Origin of the sequence: Psychrobacter sp. LV10R520-6, from assembly GCF_900182925.1 — a bacterium.
In the GTDB taxonomy this organism is placed as follows: Bacteria; Pseudomonadota; Gammaproteobacteria; order Pseudomonadales; family Moraxellaceae; genus Psychrobacter.
Window position 1 is genome coordinate 1,088,201 of the sequence record NZ_LT900024.1, and the last position, 20,319, is coordinate 1,108,519.

Sequence of the window (20,319 nt, forward strand, 5' to 3'; positions counted from 1 at the left end):
GTATTATCTTACCTAACGAAGCCCATAACTAAGACGTTATCAGGAGGCATGGGAGAGCGTTAAGTCAGGTGGTAGCTCTGCACGATGGGCACTGCCGTCTATCAAGCTCGCTGATGTAACCCTCGTAGGTTTTATGACTAACTCATTGGCCGGCGGGAAATAGCCAAACAGTCGTTCGCCGATTGGCAGCTCGTTACTATTTTATTCGATCACATCAGCAAAATCCCATACCGGAATAATCCCCCATTTTTGCGCCTCGTCGCCATTCGGCGGGAAAAACTGCCAATATTTTAATTGATCGCCCATTACCGCATAAGTAATATTGTTGGCGGTAAAGGCAAAACGGTCAACTTTGGCTAATACTTCGTTATCGCTAATGGTGTTTACCGGTGTTTCTACTAAGCGATGTTGGGTTATATCTGCTTTATTGGTTTGAAACTCTTGCATATCTCTTTCCTTGAGACTTGGGTTGGGCGTCCAGCCGTATTAATTCAAAACTATCTAATAACTGACTAAAAGCTATGAAGATAAATTAGCAAAGTTAATGATAGTGCTGTGTAATGTGATGTGATGAAAAATCGGCTATTGTCTGAAAAAAGGACATAACTCAACAACGTCACTAGGTTATGATACGCTTATAACAATTTAACTCGATCATTTGACTGAAAGTAATGTCACCAATTATGTCAATAAAATCGTCCAACGGAGCACAGAAAGTTACACCTCTGAGCACACCTTTCGTAAAGAGCTAGAAAACCTTATTAATTCGGTCTAAATATCAACATTAGAGGAAAAACAGAACATGTTCAGCATGATAAAAGACTGGCGCGAGCAGCGTGTATTGGACAACAGCGAATTTACCAATGCCGACTGGATGCAAGCTGCCGAGCGCATTGTGATACTTGATAGGCTGAACGAGGATGAGATGAGCCGCCTGTTTGAACTGGCAACTTTATTTTTGGACGACAAATCTATTAACGGAGCTCAAGGCTTTGTAATCACCGATAAGGTAAGACAGTCCATTGCCTTGCAAGCCTGTCTGCCTATTTTACACCTAAGCCTTGAATGGTACGCTGGCTGGTCATCAATCATCATCTATCCCGGTTCATACACCAGCGAAAGCACCACCGTAGACGAGTTCGGTATCGTCCATGAAGGTCACCAACATCGTAGCGGTGAAGCATGGCTTCGAGGTCCCGTCATTCTTTCATGGAAGGATGCCAAACATTCAGGCGAGCGTGATGGTCACAATGTCGTCATTCACGAATTTGTTCACAAACTCGACATGCTCAATGGTCGAGCCAATGGCTTTCCACCAATGCAACCCGATATGAATCCTACTAGGTGGACCGAGACAATGGAACGCGGGTTCACTGATTTTCAGAAACATCGCAAGGCGGGGTTAGATCGTTATGGTGCTACCAATCCGGCTGAGTTTTTTGCCGTTCTCAGTGAAGTGTTCTTTGAAACACCTCAGAAGCTGGTGGACGCTTATCCTGAGATTTACGAAATCATGGTGAAGTTTTTTCTTCAGGATCCGCTAGGATCGAAATCGTAAGCTCATGATGTAGGCTTCATAAGATATGGAATAGCAGCAAGTAAAAAGGGCAGTGCATCCATTAAATGACGTACTGCCCTTTTTTTTGATAATTTACTGATTAACTACTGATTAATCAAAGCTTTAAACCGTCCATTGGTCATTGATAATAGCGATCAGATAACGCTTACCTTGATATCAGTTTTATTATACTAAATAGCATAATAAGGATAAATTATCAAAATTTGTGATAGTGCTGTGTAAACTATTGTTTTTAGCCCTTAAACCTACCTAATACGATAATGCAGCAAATTGATGAGGTAAACATGGTGTAACGAGTGATAACAATCATAAAGTTGGAGCTTGAGAGTCTATAGAGGTCGCTATGCAAAAGTTGGGATTACTTACACTGACGCTAATAATGGGGCTGGTAGCCACCAGTACTGCCACAGCAGATATAGTTGAGCCGTTGCAGCCGAATTCCGCCATAATACGGTAACCAAGATCTACGAGCAGTCATGCAACTTGAGCGAGATTACTTCGATAAAGAGCAAATGTCCTGTCATATCGGTTACGACGTCTTATGGAATTCTCAAGACCCTGGTTATGAGCAAGACAAGCAGTTTTCAATGACCACGCAAGGATTGGTTGAAGTTAGTTTAGCGCACGGCAGTAAGGTTTATTACGATTTGTTCTGTGATGATGCTGATTGCCAAGTGACAGATGTTATTTTGGATGACGAAGGCAGTTCATTAAAAGATTATTTAATGGAGGCTTGTGGTTAATAAAAAACGGTTGCTAAGTAAATTATTAGCTAAGATAGATTTTAGTATTAGAGAGTTATTAGCCATCAATCGAGACTGAGTTCTTATATTTAACAGCCAACAGTAGTAAGTGTTTTTGAAAGTTATAAATAATATAGTGAGAATAATTTAGCCGCGGAATAAATACAGACAGATAAATTCAGAAAAGCTATTTTTTTAAAACCATTGCGTAGAAGTTAATAAATTAGTCATATTAATTAGTTTGTAGGAATCTTCAGGACCGTTAGTTTGTTTTCGCATAATGTATATTATGTTAAACTAGAGCTACCTGACATTAACTTCATAAACCCATAACTAAACAGTAAGTCATTAATTAGTCTAGCTCCTGATTACTCAATCATAATATATTATCTATTTAAATAATCATTATGATCGTCACTAGCATAGTTACTAACTGATATGTCTTGAAGACTTAATGTCCAGAGTCTTAATTAGTCCTAGTGCGCTCGTAGTCTACGATTAACTTATTAAATCAATCTGTCAATGACCTCTTATAGACACGTTGTAGGTACAGTAATTTTAATACTCATTTAAAGTTAGTCTGTTCAATGAACTTGTTCTACTCATCATTGCTAAGCTTACTACCTTCATAATGTACATAACCCCTTTGCATAATTTGTCATTCCTAATCATTCCTAATCATCACCTAATAATCAAATCACTCATCAATCGATTGTTGGTAGCTTAGCCAACTTCCTCATTGATGCGAATGTGCTTGAACTATGTTAGGTACAGAAGTATTCGCCACCAAGTGACAATCAGATCAAAGTAAAAGCAATAACCCTTCTGGAGGCCTATTACTCTATATCATTGATAAGAACGTATACAAGCTCTAACAATGCTCCTCCTTGGCATCTCAGTAAGTCCAAGTCTAGATACACCTCATAGCTAACTACATTGTAATACGCTTTTATTTAGAGTCACCAAAAGGGTCTTCCTGATTAGTGAAACATTCATTGGTCTTTTCTAACATCTCTCGTTCTTCCTGAGATATCTCAATCTAAAGCATTGAGTTGATACCTTCCAAATTTGCACAGAACAGTACTATCACCCTGATTAAGGTATTCTGTGCGAGTACAGGAGCACGGTTTTTCGTGCAAATATGTCGAAGGACTCTATTGCCAATAGCAAACAGCACTCTTACTTTTAATCTATGTGAAGATTATTCCTTCAAACACCATATAGATCAACAAAAAAATAGCTTACTCCTTCTTTCTCCACTATACTATAATTATCCCCAAGTGAGCCTTGGGAATGATTAAGTCTATAAGCCCATTATTTATTAGGTTTATTAGATATAGATATATAAACAGTGTCCGTTTCAGTGTCCAATTATCTTTTACTATCTATACAGAACATGATTTTCATAAGTCATCATACTTGTGGAAATCATGTTCTCAAGTTAAGTATCAAGTTAATATATGAATACTCCTAATTAATCCCACCTGTAACATTTATGGATATACATAATGGTTGTCAATAATGTGAATGATATTAATAAACTTGAATGCCGAGATAAAGATTATTCAGTCAGTATTTCAGGCATTTCTGGTTTAAGTGTTCGTATCTACCCGAATGGCAAAAAGGAATACTACCTTCGTTATTCCCATCCACACATTGACGGTAAACGACCTAGAATGATGCTAGGTAAGATCGATGATATTAGTTTATATGAGGTTAAGTATAAAGCAGAGTCCATACTTAACCTGGTCTCAAAGGGCACTGATCCCAAGGCCATACATCAACAAGAACAAGTTAATAAATACGCCCATCTAAAAAATGCAACGTTTGCTGAGGTCTCGCAGGCTTGGAGAGACAACAAGATGGCAAGTCGCCATCAAGGTAAATCTAAACAGCTCTCGTTTAGTGAGTCGACCCTCAAATTTTGGGATTTGTGTCTAGGATATATGTGTCGTGAAATTGGTGACTTAAGAATGAACGATATTACTAGCGAGATTATATTGAATGTGTGTGAGGCTATTCAAAACAATGAAAATCAAGCGATTTTCGTTGGCGCAAGTACCCGACTTTATACTGAAAAAGTATTTTCATTCGCTGTAGCGCGAGGACTATGTGATAAAAATGTGGCTATTGATACGCGCGGCGAGCTTGCACCTGCCAATTCAGGTAATCATTTGCCAGCCATTACTAAACCCGACCAGTTTGCTGCCCTCTTAACTGATATGTTCACATTTAAAAGCGCAAGCAAAATTACGTTAGAAGCAATGAATTTGCTACCTTACGTGTTTGTACGTAGTATCGATTTGCGGTCTATGCGCTGGCAGGATATAGATTGGGATAATAAGCTATGGGAGTTTTCCCCTATTAAAGGCGAAGGTCGTGAGGATATGGTATCGCACTTAGTTGTACCACTAGCCACTCAGGTCATTGCGCGCTTACGAGGAATGCAATCAGTCACAGGTCATAAAGAGTATGTATTTGCATCGATGCGCGCCTCAAGAAATCCTTATATTAGTAAAGCAACGCTAGTGCAGATATTTCATAGGCTTGGATACAAAGACTTGCAATGCGCTCATGGATTTCGGGCATCAGCTAAAACTTTGCTTATGGAACAACCTGAGTTACGCTACTCGGATATCGTAACAGAGTTACAGCTGGGTCATAGAATAAAGGACACGCATGGTGGTGCTTACAATAGACTTGATGAGATAGATACTAGAGTGCAAATGATGCAAGATTGGGCAAACTATATAGATGCGCTCCGAAATCGTTCTAAAGAGCAACCATAGAGTTCAAAAAGACACACCGATGCGTTGTGAATATTCAGTTACTAATTCAATCATCCTCTTTGTTATTTTCAATGAAGTCGATCATTACTCGAAGGGACGGCCTAGCTCCGCTTGGGCGAAAAAAGTAGTTGCTTTACACAAGATCTCATTGGCTTGCTGAAGCTCCCGGTTGTCTCGATCAAGCGCTTTGACACGTTGCTCTTGGCTTTGAGCATGAACCACTTCGGGGGTGCTTTTCTCAATGCGCTTTTTTATGCCATGATCGCAAGGTTTCAGGACTCCAGCCTATCTCCGAGGCTATTGCGTGGGTAGTCACTTGGTACTTCAATAGCACCTTACAGCGCTGACTTGAAGGCTATCGAGAAAAACGTGTGTTTACCTCATCTTTACTAAAGGTCGCGGGGTCAAAATCGCTACCACTGTCTAAGCCAAGCCAATCTAGCATATTTGAATGATCTTCGTGAGTTTCGTCTGCTATCACTTCCTGAAGATATTCATAACCGCCCATTCCACCAACATCTTCAGGAGGGCAGGCACGGCGACCACCAATACAAATAGGCAGGGTTTGCTTCTTATCTGTGGGCAATATTTTTTCAAGTTCGATAATATGAACCCAGCCATCGCCCATGTCGTATTCATACATTAATTTGTCTTTTTCCTCCTTTAAAAACAAGGAAATAGGTTTACCCATCTCATAATCTTGTCCTTCCCATAGTTCACCGAATTCAGGGTTATACTGTACATAGGTAGTCTGTTGGTATTCAAACTGATGCAAATGGCTGTTTTCCCAACCCATAGACTCTTGGATAATAACGTGCAAATCGTCAAGATGGTAGCGACTGTCAATCAGAACCCTTCGCCAAATCGGAGGTTTGCTCCATTGCAAGGCAATTTTAATTTGATAGGTTTGTTTTTTTTGGCTCATTGATTTACTCACTGTTAGTTGAGAAAGCTTCAAATCCTTTAAAAGAGACGCTTAAAAGATATAATCTACTACATAAACATAGACTTATGCAAAAATAAGTTAAACAGACAGTTTTATAGTCACTTGTAACGAGATTTCTAACTCAGTCACTGACTATCAGTCAGGATTAATCTGTAGTCTCACGGTATAAAGTACTTTGCGCCTCTTCCCTAAAATCCTCAGGGCTGATATCTATTCCGGTTACAGCACTATTCTTAGTAATATTATCGGTACTATTATTTTTTACTTCATTTTGTTTTGATGCTGGCTGTGCGGGCAGTTCTTCACTTGAGACTGTTTTTGTATTATCCATTTCAAGTTTACTATCATTAGTCGTAGCGTCAGCGCTCAAAGTATCGCTGCTTGATGTTTTAGTTGATATCGCTGTGCCAGAGTTATTTAGGTTGGTATTGTCTACATTTGAAGGATCAACTTTAGTCGTTGTATTCTCATTAGTCGCTTGTTCACTATTAGCAACTAGTGTGTTAGTAGATATTGTTTGAATACTATTTGGGGCTAAATTGTTGGTTGAAGCTGCTAAGAAACCCGTAGCGTTGAGTGTCACCACAATAAGGGCGCTTAATAATAATCCACAAAAACCCCCGATGATCAGAAGCTTGCCATTGCCCACTGGCTTACCCCACAATGTGCTGGTCTTTTTAGTGCTAGAGTTAGTACCTGAATTTGTTTCAGTTTCAGGGGCTAAGTTGTCATTGTCATGCGTAGACTCGTTATCAGCAGATAATTCTGATAAATCTGTGACCTCGCCTTCATAATTTATCCTTTCATCATCATTAGAGAAGCTGATATCAATGCTGGTAAAGTCTGACTCGTTAGAATCTATCTCTTGTTCATAATCGGTAAATAGGTGCAGCTCTTCTTCGTTTAAAGGTTCATAGGTAGATGATTCTTTAAATTTCTCTAAGCTCTCTAAATTGATAGTAACATTATCATCATTATTGTCACTATCAATGCTTTTAACACGGTTGAGGAAGCGCTTATAAATATCACTGGTGCGAGTATTTTTAGTAGGTTTTGCATACTCGGTTTTAGATAAACCCGCCCCTTGATCAACCTTGGCATCATGGTCAGTGTTATTGTTGTCTGCGTCGTTCATAGGATGATACCCAGCCAGTTTATACCACTAACATTAAGTGATTGCTAAAATTAAGTTATTATACTGCTGTCTTGCTAAAATGTAACAAAGCTGTGTGTGGACAATATAATTGGCTGGCCGACTATCTTCAAGCACAATTTGTATCATCGGTTATAATCTATTCGTAAATTAGTACAATCATGCCAGGTATTCGAGTTGCTATATAGGCTAAGTGAATCCCAGCACTGATTATCAGCACTTATTATAGTGTCTTGAGGATGTAAAAAATGGATCTAAAACAGCTCAATGCCTTTATTGCCATTGCCAACGTAAGAAGCTTTAGTGCCGCGGCAACCACAACGGGCTTATCACAGCCTACCTTAAGCCGACTACTTAAACAGCTTGAGGCTGATATGGGCGTGGTATTGGTTGATCGCTATCACAGGCCGTTACATCTGACAGCAGCAGGTGTCTTTTTTTATGACAAAATCAGCGGGGTACTGACTGAGATTGAAACCGTTACTAGTATGACCCAACGGCTATCTGCACCCAGTACAACACTAAATATAGGTTTTGTGCCGTCGGTGCTGTATGGGTTACTTCCAGAAATCATTGCGACTTTAAAGCGTAATAAATCTAATAACAGCGCTAATAATAGTCCTAACAACAGCCCTAATATCGAGGTCAATCTCAAAGATATAAGCTCCTACCAACAGATTGAAGCGCTCAAAACGGGTGAGATTGACATTGGCTTTGGTCGCTTTGCCCATCAAGACCCTTGGATACAGCAAATATTATTACGCCATGAGCGCTATGTGGTGGCGCTCCCTAAAGCGCATCCCCTTGCCCATGTCCGTAAGCAACGGTTGATTGATTTGGCAAACAACCGCTTAATTTTATATCATCAAACGCACTTGCCAGTGCACACAGCCAATACGTCGCTTTCGCAAATACCGACCGCTCAGACGGATAGCGCTGCTAAGAAGGATAACATTAGGACGGATAATAAGACGGATGCAGCAAACGTGAGTTTAGCGAACTCAATTACAGAGCCTTTATTGTATTTATTTGCTCAATACGGTATCTCGCCGTTTATGACCACTAAAGTCAGTGATTTACAAGTCGCCCTGGGCTTAGTGGCCGCAGGCGAAGGCATTACCTTAGTACCTGCCAGCCTACAAACCGTTCGGACTGATCAGATCAGCTATCAGCGGCTAGTTCACGAGAACGTCACCTCCCCTATTTATTTACATACCCTAAAGGACTTTGTACATCCTAAAGTTCCTGATCTTCTCAATGCTATCTATCAGGTATATGAGAAGCGTGGCATTACCTATCGACGGCAGAAATTTGTTTAATTACTTTAAAATATTGGCTATTGGATGGGCATAGTGTTATAAAGAATCGCTAAAAAATACGCTCAATATTGGTGTTTAATATTGACGCTTAACAATAAAAAATATTAGGAATGGTGATAAAAACAAACAGGAATAATAATTAGAATAATTATTATTCTGAGTAGCATCATTGTGATAAAGTCGATACAAGATGAATCGTTTTATACTAATTATTTTATAAATCATTCTCTAAAAATCATTCTCTAAAAATCATTGGCAAGCTGACACAGGTAAGTGATAATTTGCCGTTTTAACTATTTTGAGGTATTCATGTCCACACAACAACTTAACCACCCTAATAATAAAGCCAACGATACTACCGCTGCGCAAGAAGGCTTCAGTTGGCGCATTTTTGGCCCAGGTATCTTGATGGCAACGGCTGCCATTGGCGGCTCACATCTAATTTCATCGACTCAAGCAGGTGCACTTTATGGCTGGCAGTTGGCTATTATGATTATATTAGCCAACGTCTTTAAATATCCGTTCTTTCGTTTCGGTACCGACTACGTTTACGATACTGGCGAAAGCTTGATTGCCGGTTATGCCAAACGCTCAAAAGCATATCTTTGGATATACTTTATCCTATCTATCTTATCAGCGGTTATTAGTACTGGCGCGGTGTCGTTAATTGCGGCGGTAATTTTAGGCTTTATGCTGCCCGCTTCTATTGGGCTGTCAACCATTACGCTGGCATTAATAGTGACTGGGGTATGTTGGGTATTTTTAATAGCCGGTCATTATAAGCTGCTTGATGGAGTTACCAAATGGATTATGATTGCGCTTACTACCACGACCGTTGCGGCAGTAATCATTGCGGCCGGTAAGCCTACGGTTATGGCGGTTGACTTTGTAGCGGCCTCCCCTTGGAACTTAGCTACCTTAGGTTTTATTGTGGCACTAATGGGCTGGATGCCGGCACCGCTTGAGTTTGCTGCCATTACCTCTATGTGGACTTCAGCGAAAGTGAAAGCCGATCACACGACGCACCGTCAAGGCTTATTAGATTTTAATGTCGGCTATTCAATCTCTGCTATTTTGGCGTTATTCTTCTTATCGCTCGGTGTCTTTGTTCAATATGGTTCAGGTCAAGAGATTCAGATTGCCGGCGGCGCTTATATCGATCAGCTGATTAGCATGTATACCAATACCATTGGTGAATGGTCGAGATTGCTGGTCGCCTTCATTGCCTTTATGTGTATGTTTGGCACTACGATTACTTGTGCGGATGGTTATGGGCGTGCCAATGCTGAGTGCTGGCGCTTGTTAAAAGGCCAAGACGAGATTAACAAAAAGCAGATCGCTTTTTGGACGACTTATGCCATTGGTGGCGGACTAGTAATTATCACTTTCTTTACTGGACAGTTAGGCACTATGCTCAAGTTCGCTATGATATCGGCATTTCTTTCTGCCCCTATCTTTGGTTGGTTGAACTACTCATTGGTAAAAAGCCATCAAAAACTTTCAGTAGGTATGAATGCGTTATCAATTGCCGGTTTAATATTCTTAGCGAGCTTTGCGCTATTATTCCTAGCCAACCTTGCCGGGCTTTTTGGTTAAACCTTTTTAAATTAAGTGCTTCTTAGTTGAGCTCTTGTTAGTTGAACAACTGCATAGTTTAAGGCCTCAATAGCTCGTTTATTGGGGCTTTTTTATTGCTGATATTTTTTTGATTGATAATACTTAGAATTGACAGTACTTTTGATTAATAGTACTTAGATATGAAGCAGATTATACAATTGCTATCTTTGTTGTAGATATTCAATAGTATGTTATCAAACCAAATAAAAACGAGTATTTAACTCAATTGCTTAACATTCCTAACACTTATAATATTTAATATTCTGCCGATAGCTTCTATTGCATATCGCTTGTTCGGTATGCAAGTAGACTCAATTAACCACAACTTCGTTACTGCTCTAGACTGACTTAAGGCCATAAAATACAGTATTGATTTTATTTCCTTGCCACCAATTGTAACTAAATGTAAAAATTATAGCCTAATATAATAGCTTATTTTGTGTATATGAATAATGGATCGGCTGAGCTGTATAATAATGGATATTGCTATTCAAATAACGAATAAGTTAATTATAAATACATTAAGTAGTTAAATATAATAATTAGTAGAACTGAAATGTTTCTTTGAAGCTCCGAGTAATTAGGTATAATCAAAGTCAATAAAGAATTAATAACGATAAGACAAACCCTCTACAAAAGGATTTTCGCATGACATTGCCATCAGCTGGCGCTCGTTTTCGCAGCGCACTTACCCAAAAAAATACTAACAACCAACCGCTACAAATTGCCGGTGCTATTAACGCCTATACTGCCATGATGGCGACTCAAGTGGGTCATCAAGCCTTATATCTTTCCGGTGCTGGCGTAGCCAATGCGTCATTTGGTTTACCTGATTTGGGTATGACCAGTCTTGATAATGTCTTAGAAGATGCTCGCCGGATTACTGATGCTGTTGATACGCCATTATTAGTCGATATCGACACTGGTTTTGGTGGCTCGTTTAACATTGCCCAAACCGTTAGAAAAATGGAAAAAGCGGGCGTCGCAGCGGTACATATTGAAGACCAAGTGGCACAAAAACGCTGTGGCCATCGCCCCAATAAAGAAATCGTTAGTATTTCAGAGATGGTGGATCGCTTAAAAGCAGCCCTTGATGCCAAAGTTGATAAAGACTTTGTAGTGATGGCACGTACGGACGCCCTATCTGTCGAAGGCCTTGACGCTGCTGTTGAGCGCGCGGTTGCGTTTCAAGAAGCCGGCGCTGATATGATTTTTGCTGAAGCCTTAACCGATATTGAAATGTACCGTAAGTTCACAGACGTGCTAGACATTCCCGTACTTGCCAACATGACTGAATTTGGTCAGACTGACCTTTACACGACTGATCAGCTATATGGCGTTGGTGTGGATATGGTGCTGTATCCATTATCAGCATTTCGTGCCATGAACAAAGCCGCGCTCAATGTTTACCAACATATCTTATCTGACGGCACGCAAGATAATGTCGTTGATACCATGCAGACTCGTATGGAGCTCTATGACTTTTTGAACTATCATGAGTTCGAGCAGACTTTAGATAAGCTATTCGCTGATAACAAGTAAACCGTATCTTTTACTGATGAACAGTTACCGCTATTACTTAGCATCATTGCTTAAAACTATCACTTAACACCACGCTACCACCAAAAGGAATTTATCATGGCAGCACAAAAAGAACTTTCAGGCGCAGGCCTACGCGGTCAAGTCGCTGGCAAGACCGCTCTATCTACCGTTGGCAAATCAGGCTCAGGCTTAACTTACCGCGGTTATGACGTTTCAGATTTAGCAGACAAATGCATTTTTGAAGAAGTCGCTTATCTTTTATTATATGGCAATCTGCCTAACCAAAGCGAACTTGATGCCTATCAAACCAAACTTAAAGGCTTACGCGGTCTACCGCAAGCATTAAAAGATGTGCTTGAGCGTATCCCTGCTGACTCGCACCCGATGGATGTGCTGCGTACTGGCAACTCAATGCTAGGTAATCTTGAAACTGAAATGAGTTTTGATGAAGAAAACGACCAAGCGGATCGTATGCTAGCCGTATTCCCATCGATTATCAACTATTGGTATCGTTTTACCCATGACAATGAGCGTATCGAAACTGAAACGGACGACGAGACTATCGGCGGACATTTCTTACATCTGCTAAAAGGTGAGAAACCAAACGAGCTACATGAAAAGGTGATGAACGTATCGCTCATTCTTTACGCTGAGCACGAGTTTAACGCTTCAACCTTCACCGCGCGCGTCTGTGCCTCCACCCTATCTGATATCCATTCTTGTATTACTGGCGCGATTGGTACCTTACGTGGTCCTTTACATGGCGGCGCGAACGAAGCAGCTATGGATATGATTGAAGGCTTTAGCTCACCTGATGACGCCGAAAAAGAGATGATGGGCATGCTGGCGCGTAAAGACAAAATCATGGGCTTCGGTCACGCTATCTACACTGATTCAGATCCCCGTAACGTAGTCATTAAAGGTTGGGCTGAAAAACTAGCGGCAGACGTTGGTGATGATGTGCTATACCCCGTATCAGTACGTTGTGAAGAAGTCATGTGGCGCGAAAAGAAGTTGTTCTGTAATGCCGATTTCTTCCACGCTTCTGCCTATCATTTCATGGGTATCCCCACCAAACTGTTCACGCCAATCTTTGTTATCTCGCGTCTGACAGGCTGGGCATCGCATGTATTTGAGCAGCGTGCCAATAACCGTATCATTCGCCCAAGTGCGGAATATATCGGTGAAGAATTGCGTTCTGTACCAGATATGAGTGCGCGTTAATATATAGAATTTTATCTGCGCTAGAACAAGCGATTGTTTCACTATAATCTGCTTGTTCTAGTATTTGGTTTGAAAAGTTTAGCCTTGTAGGGTGAACTCTATCATATCAATAATAAAATTATAACCAACGTCAGAAAATCCTATTTAAAGGATTTTCCTTGCAAGTCTAACAAAGCAATGCTTTGTTTTAACGACTTTCAGGTGCGCACTGCGCACCCTACACTTATTTTCAATTTTCAAAAAGTTTTTTTAGCAAAGCCTGCCAGCACTACTGAACTGATGACTATCACGTTAATGACAACAACATTGATTTTGCTAAAAAACCCGCCTTTCTTATTCAGCTTGACCCCCATTTTAACCAGCCCACAGCCAAAGGTACTCTATGGACAACCTAATTCAGCCGATGAATGAGCAATTCAAAAAGCCACTACCCGATACTGACCTGTATTACTTCGATACCCGCGAAGCCGTTGAGAATATCGAAGTGGGCGCTTATGACAAACTGCCGTACTCATCAAAAGTACTGTGCGAAAACTTGGTTCGTCGTTGCCCACCTGAGGACTTGACTGCTGCTTTAACCCAGCATATTAAAGGCAAGCAAGATCTTGATTTTCCTTGGTATCCGGCTCGTGTGGTCTGTCATGATATTTTAGGCCAGACCGCCTTTGTTGACTTAGCTGGACTCCGTGATGCTATTGCTGAGCGAGGTGGTGATCCCTCTCAAGTTAACCCTATCGTCCCAACACAATTGATTGTTGACCATTCGCTGGCGGTTGAACATGCCGGCTTTGAAGAAAATGCATTTGAGAAAAATCGTGCCATTGAAGAACGTCGTAACGATGACCGCTTTCACTTTATCAACTGGTGCGAGTATGCCTTTGATAACGTCAACGTCGTACCACCTGGTAACGGCATCATGCATCAAATTAACTTAGAGAAGATGTCGCCAGTCGTACAAGTCGTAAAAGGTAAAGACGGTCGTGAAGTAGCCTTTGCTGACACACTCGTTGGTACTGACAGCCATACCCCAATGGTTGATGCCTTAGGTGTTATCTCTATCGGTGTTGGCGGTTTGGAAGCTGAAAGTGTTATGCTAGGCAATCCTTCATATATGCGCCTCCCAGACTTCGTTGGGGTGAAGCTAACCGGTAAATTGGAAAAAGGCATTACCGGTACCGATTTAGTCCTCGCCATGGCGGAGTTCTTACGCAACGAAGGCGTGGTCTCTACCTATATCGAATTCTTCGGTGATGGTGCACGCCAGCTGACCGTTGGTGATCGTGCTTCTATCTCTAATATGACCCCTGAATATGGCGCCACTGCGGCGATGTTCTATATCGATGAGCAAACTATCGATTATCTACGCCTTACCGGTCGTAGTGAAGCGCAAATAAAATTAGTCGAACAGTATGCCAAGCAAACCGGTCTATGGGCTGATGGCATGGAAACGGCTGTCTATGACCGCGTACTTGAGTTTGACTTATCAGCAGTAGTACGTAATCTGGCGGGTCCTTCGCGTCCCCATGCACGGGTCTCAACCACTGATTTGGTCGCCAAAGGCATTGCTCACGGCGCTGATGACAAGTTACCAGAACCAAAAGAAGGCATGATGCCAGATGGTGCGGTTATCATTGCTGCTATTACCAGCTGTACCAATACTTCTAATCCGCGCAATATGGTTGCGGCTGGCCTAGTCGCCCGTAACGCCAATGCAAAAGGCTTATTACGTAAATCTTGGGTGAAAACATCATTAGCCCCTGGTTCTAAAACCGTAAAAATGTACCTAGAAGAAGCAGGGCTGATGTCTGATATGCAGCAAATAGGCTTTGATGTAGTCGGCTTTGCTTGTACCACTTGTAACGGTATGAGTGGCGCACTGGATCCTGATATCGAAAAAGAAATCATTGATAATGATTTATTCACCACCGCCGTGTTATCGGGTAACCGTAACTTTGATGGGCGTATCCATCCGTATGCCAAGCAAGCCTTCTTAGCGTCACCACCCCTGGTTATCGCTTATGCCATCGCGGGTAACATTCGCTTTGATATCGAAAAAGATTCATTAGGCCAAGACCAAGATGGCAATGAGGTTTACCTAAAAGACATCTGGTTCGACGATGACGAAGTGGATGCTATCGTGGCAGAAGCGGTTAAACCGGAACAGTTCAATGCCGTCTACATCCCGATGTTTGATGAAGCTAAAAAAGACACTGGTAAAGCCTTAAGCCCATTATACAACTGGCGTGATCAGACCACTTATATCCGTCGTCCGCCCTATTGGGAAGGCAAAATGGCGAAGAAAAATGCGCTAACTGGTATGCGCCCGCTAGCCGTACTTGGTGATAATATCACTACTGATCATATGTCACCGTCGAATGCTATTTTGGGTGATTCAGCTGCTGGTGAATATCTTGATACCATGGGTTTACCAAGCGAGGATTACAACTCGTATGCCACCCATCGCGGTGATCACTTAACCGCTCAACGTGCGACTTTTGCTAACCCTAAATTGCTCAATGAAATGGTACGCGATGATAAAGGCGAAATTATCCAAGGCTCATTGGCCAAGGTTGAGCCTGAAGGCCAGGTCATGCGTATGTGGGAAGCGATTGAAACCTATATGAACCGTGAGCAGCCACTAATCATCATTGCAGGTGACGGCTATGGTCAAGGCTCAAGCCGTGACTGGGCTGCCAAAGGTGTGCGTCTAGCTGGTGTAGAAACGGTGGTTGCTGAAGACTTTGAGCGTATCCATCGTCAAAACTTAGTCGGTATGGGCGCCCTACCGCTACAATTTGAAAAAGGCGTAAATCGTCATACCTTAAATATTGATGGTTCAGAAGTATTTGATGTGACAGGCGAAGTATCTGCTGGCGGGTTGATGACCTTAATAATTAACCGTGCCGATGGTAGCAAACTTGAGGTGCCGATCATCTGCCGTTTAGATACTGCTGATGAAGTAAAAATGTATAACGCTGGCGGGATGCTACAGCGCTTTGCCAAAGAGTTTATCGATGGTACGTTAGATGTTGCTTAATTGCTTAGTTAATTAACAATACAAGTGATAAAAGAGCCGATGTTGTATAGATAGTTTATATAGCGTCGGTTTTTTTATTGTCTATATAATTAAGCATTCCTATGAATAAAGTGAGTAAATATATGCTTTTTAACGAAGTTATTGAAAAAATGAATCTATTCACGATCTCTGCCGTTAGAACTTCAGATTTAGCAATTTCTGCTAGAAAAATGATGAATTGGGATAAGGAAGAATGGACTACGCGCCCTTGTTTAGTTACTGCGGGAAATAGACCGGATTTAGATGAAAGCCAGTTCCCACTCGTTCATTCACTTTCTGAGGAAATGAGTAAGACATTTGGATTGGTTTTTGGAAAACCAGAGTCTTGTGAATTCTTAGAAAATGGTGGTGTTTCTTTTGGTAATGAAAAAGATTTCATATCTGTTGAGCATATAATTGGTACGCAAATAATTTTATATAATTATTGCCTTTTAGAAGCCTACGAATTCAATTTATACAACCGTCTATTAAAAGATAATTCTGAAAAATTTACGGATGAAAAATTTTCTATTAAGGATTTTCAAAATAGAGGTTCTGATAGGTTACTTGCAGGCATTATTGAAAGAGAACAAAATAAATACGAACGCATGGGTGTTAGAAAACGAATTGAGACTTGGAAGAAGTTAGGTGTAGAGCCTATTTCTGAAAAATGGCTTGAGATTTACGATATTTTGTCAGAAAGACGCAATAATCTCACACATGAGGCCCATCCAGAGGACGTAGAGCTGAAAGAGGCGATAATTTATTTTCATCATGTACGTTTAGTTGCAAAAGAGATGGCTGTTCGATTTGATGATAAGAGTATTGTTTTATGCAAAACGCCATGGCAAGACTTTCCCGAAGTGTAAGAGACTAAATTAGGTATATAGTATATTTTATTTAAATTAATTATGTTATATCACTCTATATTACAAATGAAACCATTAAAAGGACTCCCACAATGACCCAATCAAACTCTAAACCAAACACCCCTTTCACTCCACAGATCTCCGTCCCTGCCACTTACATGCGCGGTGGCACCTCAAAAGGTACCTTTTTTAAACTGTCTGATTTACCTGAGCGCTGTCAGGAAGCAGGTAGCGCCCGTGATAATTTCTTATTACGCGTTGTTGGTAGTCCAGATCCTTACGGTAAGCAAATAGATGGCCTAGGCAATGGCAGCTCTAGTACTTCAAAGACAGTTATTTTATCGCCAACCGATAAAGACGATCACGATGTCAACTACCTGTTCGGGCAAGTTAATATCGCCAAGCCCATTATTGACTGGAGTGGTAACTGCGGTAATCTAACCGCAGCGGTGGGCGCTTGTGCCATTAATATGGGTTTAGTAGCTGCCGACCGTATTCCTGAAAGTGGCATTTGCGCGGTACGTATCTGGCAAGAGAACATTGGCAAAACTATTATTGCCCACGTTCCCGTCTATACAGATGACAATCAAAAGGTTCAAGTACAAGAAACTGGTGATTTTGTGCTCGATGGTGTAACTTTCCCTGCTGCCGAAGTCAAAGTTGAGTTTATCGATCCCGTAGATGGTGACAGTGCTATGTTTCCTACTGGTAACTTGATCGATAAATTTACTGTGCCTAATATTGGCAGTTTTGAAGCAACCTTCATTAGTGCCGGCATTCCCACTATCTTCTTAAAAGCTGAAGATTTAGGGCTAACGGGTACTGAGCTACAAAGTGATATTAATAGCGATACTGATTTATTAGATAAGCTTGAAACCATTCGCGCTTATGGCGGTGTGGCAATGGGTTTATTTGCAGATGTCAGTGAGGCACAAACCCGCCAACATACCCCAAAACTTGCGTGGGTTGCGCCGGCTAGCAGCTATATGGCATCAAGTGGTAGCACTGTATCTGCCGACGATATTGATTTGGTCGTGCGAGCGATGAGTATGGGCCAATTGCATCATGCGATGATGGGTACAGCAGCAGTAGCGATTGCAGCAGCAGCAACCACGCAAGGTACGCTGGTCAATCAAGCCGCAGCAGGCGCTGGCCAATCCACAAAACAGTTGTCTGAGGTGCGCTTTGGTCATCCATCTGGTACATTATTGGTTGGTGGAAAAACAGAACAAGTCGATGGGCGCTGGCAAGCTAAGAAAGTCTCTATGAGCCGCTCAGCTCGTCGTATCATGGTTGGTCAGGTGTTTGTACCAGCGGATGCTTTTTAAGTTTAGACCAGCTATTAGTGAAGTGGATAGAGACTTATACGAACAGTCATTATAATCAGTTATATTCTTACTGAATCATATGTTCTTAAAACTACTAATCTGAAAGAGTTAGCCGAAAAAATTAACAAGTCTAAGGGCCCAAAAAAGTAGTATTTGTTTTAAAATATAAATCTAACTTTCTATATTAACTCTATGCCAACCTCTCCCCAACCCCGCCGTGTGCCATTAGACAAAAGCCCGGCGCTCAAAAAAACTGAGCGCCGGGCTTTGCTGTGGGACATTCTAAAAAAACTAGCGGTATTTGCTACGCCTTACAAAACCTTAATTATCGCCACGCTAATTTTAACGGTGCTTGGCTCATTTACCGCGCAGGTCAATGCCTTTGTATTGCGTTATACCGTAGATACCTTAACCGAGATTGCGACCTTACCTGACCCTTGGCAGGCAGGTTTGCGGATGTTAGGTATCATTAGCGTTGTTCTATTAACCAAAGAGGTATTATCGATATTTATCTCTTTTGGACAACGCTACTTTGGTGAAAAAATTCGTATTAATCTATCGCGTGATTTATCACAGCGCATTATCGAGCGCATCCTTACCTACCGTATGGCATTTTATACCAGTAGAGAAAATGATAGTGGTAAGTTGCAAACCCGTATCGATTATGGTGTTAGTAGTCTCACAAGCTTAGTGCAAAACTTCTTTATTGATATGTTACCGCTGTTTGCCAGTGCCTTTGTATCGCTGATTATTATGTTTTCGACCAATTTTTGGATCGGTCTAGTTGGTCTTATTATCATACCGATATATTTCTTTATCAGTCAAAAACAAGCACGGCGCTTGCAAGGCTACCGTAGACAGATGCGCGGGTTTAGGGAAGCCAAAGGTGGCTTGGTCATTTCACTGATTAATTCGATTAGTGTGGTCAAGTCCTTTGTCCGTGAGTCTATTGAGGCTGAGAAGCACTTAAAGATTCAAAAAGAGATGACCGACAATCAGCTTAGAATTCGCAGCATAGGTTTTATTTATGACGCGATAAAGACGTTTATTGAGCAAATTGGCGTGGTGGTGATTATCGTACTCACCGCTTACTTTGTATTGAAGGGTGAGATGACCATCGGTATGGTTTTATTTCATGTGATACTCTTTCAAAATGTCGCCGCCCCTATCCGTCAATTACATCGTATCTATGACCAAATTAATAATGCGTTAACCTATGCCGAAGGTTTTTTTGAGATATTAGAAGATGAGGAACAAGTTGAAAATATAGACGGGATAAGTAGCAAAGATTTAAAAGGTCATATTGAACTCAAAAATGTTGATTTTACTTATCCTAATGGAACGCAAGCATTAAAAGACGTCAGCTTTACCATCAAACCCAACCGCATTACCGCCTTGGTTGGCTTAAGCGGCGCTGGTAAAAGCACGATTATTAGTTTACTGGTGAAGTTCTATGAGCCAGATGCTGGCAGGATATGCTTAGATGGCCATGATTTGGTAGATTGCGATACCCATGAGTTGCGTCAGCGCATAGGTTTGGTATTACAGAGTAATCATATTTTCTCAGGGACTATCAGTGAAAATATCCGTTATGGTGATATAAATGCCAGCGCTGAGGATATTGTTGTCGCCGCCAAAAAAGCCTCTATTCATGAGCAAGTCATATCTTTAGCTAAGGGTTATGAGAGCGAAGCCAAGTCTTTATCAGGCGGACAGCAGCAGCGTATTGCTTTGGCTAGGATGTTTTTAAAGGATCCGCCGATTGTATTTTTGGATGAGCCAACCGCGAGCCTTGATGCGATTGCCAGTCAGCAAGTCAAAAAAAGCTTAGATTTAATTAAAAAAGACCGTACGGTGATTATGGTCTCACACAATATTGCCCAAATTATCGATGCTGATGACTTAGTCGTGATAGAGAACGGCTGTGTGGTTGAGACTGGTACTCATGAAGAGTTGTATAATAAACGCGGTAAGTATTTTGAGATATTCAGCGCTATGTCTGATAGTTTGAATTTGGATAAAATCAGCCAAACCTTGAACAGTTAATAGAGGCTAAAAATATGTTGGGATAATCAAACATCGTATAATGTCCGTCGTTTTAAAAGTCATTTACCACCCTTAATACTTCCATTCCATTGTTAGAAGCCCCTTAATT

13 protein-coding genes and 1 pseudogene are annotated in these 20,319 nt (G+C 41.2%); 11 read left to right on the forward strand and 3 right to left on the reverse strand.

Annotated elements, in window-relative coordinates; translation table 11 throughout:
* Window positions 1-39 precede the first annotated feature (39 nt).
* Window positions 40-447 (reverse strand): annotated as a pseudogene (locus tag U1P77_RS13520) (DUF2855 family protein).
* Between the two features lie 355 nt (window positions 448-802).
* Here U1P77_RS13520 and U1P77_RS04455 point away from each other — a divergent pair.
* The 3 genes from U1P77_RS04455 (at window position 803) to U1P77_RS04465 (ending at window position 5,111) form a co-directional block, all read left to right on the forward strand.
* The gene (locus U1P77_RS04455; RefSeq protein ID WP_321156178.1) at window positions 803-1,558 is read left to right on the forward strand and encodes a M90 family metallopeptidase; all 756 of its coding nucleotides are present in this window, start codon (window positions 803-805) and stop codon (window positions 1,556-1,558) included.
* A gap of 497 nt (window positions 1,559-2,055) precedes the next feature.
* Window positions 2,056-2,322, forward strand: a complete 267-nt coding sequence (locus U1P77_RS04460; RefSeq protein WP_321156179.1) for a hypothetical protein — start codon at window positions 2,056-2,058, stop codon at window positions 2,320-2,322.
* 1,508 nt (window positions 2,323-3,830) lie between these two features.
* On the forward strand, window positions 3,831-5,111 hold the full coding sequence (locus tag U1P77_RS04465; protein WP_321156180.1) for a tyrosine-type recombinase/integrase: 1,281 nt from the start codon (window positions 3,831-3,833) through the stop codon (window positions 5,109-5,111).
* A 355-nt stretch (window positions 5,112-5,466) separates the two neighbouring features.
* Here the strand turns inward: U1P77_RS04465 and U1P77_RS04470 are convergent, their stop codons facing one another.
* The gene (locus U1P77_RS04470; protein WP_321156181.1) at window positions 5,467-6,036 is read right to left on the reverse strand and encodes a plasmid pRiA4b ORF-3 family protein; all 570 of its coding nucleotides are present in this window, start codon (window positions 6,034-6,036) and stop codon (window positions 5,467-5,469) included.
* Window positions 6,037-6,202: 166 nt separating this feature from the next.
* Window positions 6,203-7,192 carry a hypothetical protein gene (locus U1P77_RS04475; protein ID WP_321156182.1) on the reverse strand — a complete coding sequence of 330 codons (990 nt, stop codon included), beginning with the start codon at window positions 7,190-7,192 and terminating at the stop codon, window positions 6,203-6,205.
* A 266-nt stretch (window positions 7,193-7,458) separates the two neighbouring features.
* On the opposite strand from U1P77_RS04475, the gene U1P77_RS04480 reads away from it, so the two are divergent.
* The 8 genes from U1P77_RS04480 to U1P77_RS04515 all read left to right on the forward strand — a co-directional run bounded on the left by U1P77_RS04480 (window position 7,459) and on the right by U1P77_RS04515 (window position 20,210).
* The gene (locus tag U1P77_RS04480; protein WP_321156183.1) at window positions 7,459-8,529 is read left to right on the forward strand and encodes a LysR family transcriptional regulator; all 1,071 of its coding nucleotides are present in this window, start codon (window positions 7,459-7,461) and stop codon (window positions 8,527-8,529) included.
* A gap of 309 nt (window positions 8,530-8,838) precedes the next feature.
* Complete coding sequence (locus U1P77_RS04485; RefSeq protein ID WP_321156184.1) at window positions 8,839-10,125, forward strand: NRAMP family divalent metal transporter; 1,287 nt, start codon at window positions 8,839-8,841, stop codon at window positions 10,123-10,125.
* Window positions 10,126-10,794: 669 nt separating this feature from the next.
* Window positions 10,795-11,688, forward strand: coding sequence for a methylisocitrate lyase (prpB, locus tag U1P77_RS04490; RefSeq protein ID WP_321156185.1), 894 nt, complete (start codon window positions 10,795-10,797; stop codon window positions 11,686-11,688).
* Window positions 11,689-11,784: 96 nt separating this feature from the next.
* A complete protein-coding gene (gene prpC, locus U1P77_RS04495; RefSeq protein ID WP_321156186.1) occupies window positions 11,785-12,912 on the forward strand; it encodes a bifunctional 2-methylcitrate synthase/citrate synthase in 1,128 nt (375 codons plus the stop codon).
* Window positions 12,913-13,315: 403 nt separating this feature from the next.
* Window positions 13,316-15,949, forward strand: coding sequence for a Fe/S-dependent 2-methylisocitrate dehydratase AcnD (gene acnD, locus U1P77_RS04500; protein WP_321156617.1), 2,634 nt, complete (start codon window positions 13,316-13,318; stop codon window positions 15,947-15,949).
* A gap of 101 nt (window positions 15,950-16,050) precedes the next feature.
* Window positions 16,051-16,836, forward strand: a complete 786-nt coding sequence (locus U1P77_RS04505; protein WP_321156187.1) for a hypothetical protein — start codon at window positions 16,051-16,053, stop codon at window positions 16,834-16,836.
* A gap of 92 nt (window positions 16,837-16,928) precedes the next feature.
* A complete protein-coding gene (prpF, locus tag U1P77_RS04510; RefSeq protein ID WP_321156188.1) occupies window positions 16,929-18,164 on the forward strand; it encodes a 2-methylaconitate cis-trans isomerase PrpF in 1,236 nt (411 codons plus the stop codon).
* A gap of 192 nt (window positions 18,165-18,356) precedes the next feature.
* Complete coding sequence (locus tag U1P77_RS04515; protein WP_321156189.1) at window positions 18,357-20,210, forward strand: ABC transporter ATP-binding protein; 1,854 nt, start codon at window positions 18,357-18,359, stop codon at window positions 20,208-20,210.
* Window positions 20,211-20,319: the final 109 nt, after the last annotated feature.

Coding starts and splice junctions, on each gene's coding strand:
- prpF (WP_321156188.1), top strand. CDS start 16,929: ATGACCCAATCAAACTCTAAACCAAACACCCCTTTCACTCCACAGATC.
- prpC (WP_321156186.1), top strand. CDS start 11,785: ATGGCAGCACAAAAAGAACTTTCAGGCGCAGGCCTACGCGGTCAAGTC.
- U1P77_RS04465 (WP_321156180.1), top strand. CDS start 3,831: ATGGTTGTCAATAATGTGAATGATATTAATAAACTTGAATGCCGAGAT.
- U1P77_RS04455 (WP_321156178.1), top strand. CDS start 803: ATGTTCAGCATGATAAAAGACTGGCGCGAGCAGCGTGTATTGGACAAC.
- U1P77_RS04515 (WP_321156189.1), top strand. CDS start 18,357: ATGCCAACCTCTCCCCAACCCCGCCGTGTGCCATTAGACAAAAGCCCG.
- U1P77_RS04470 (WP_321156181.1), bottom strand. CDS start 6,036: ATGAGCCAAAAAAAACAAACCTATCAAATTAAAATTGCCTTGCAATGG.
- U1P77_RS04485 (WP_321156184.1), top strand. CDS start 8,839: ATGTCCACACAACAACTTAACCACCCTAATAATAAAGCCAACGATACT.
- acnD (WP_321156617.1), top strand. CDS start 13,316: ATGAATGAGCAATTCAAAAAGCCACTACCCGATACTGACCTGTATTAC.
- U1P77_RS04460 (WP_321156179.1), top strand. CDS start 2,056: ATGCAACTTGAGCGAGATTACTTCGATAAAGAGCAAATGTCCTGTCAT.
- U1P77_RS04480 (WP_321156183.1), top strand. CDS start 7,459: ATGGATCTAAAACAGCTCAATGCCTTTATTGCCATTGCCAACGTAAGA.
- U1P77_RS04505 (WP_321156187.1), top strand. CDS start 16,051: ATGAATAAAGTGAGTAAATATATGCTTTTTAACGAAGTTATTGAAAAA.
- U1P77_RS04475 (WP_321156182.1), bottom strand. CDS start 7,192: ATGAACGACGCAGACAACAATAACACTGACCATGATGCCAAGGTTGAT.
- prpB (WP_321156185.1), top strand. CDS start 10,795: ATGACATTGCCATCAGCTGGCGCTCGTTTTCGCAGCGCACTTACCCAA.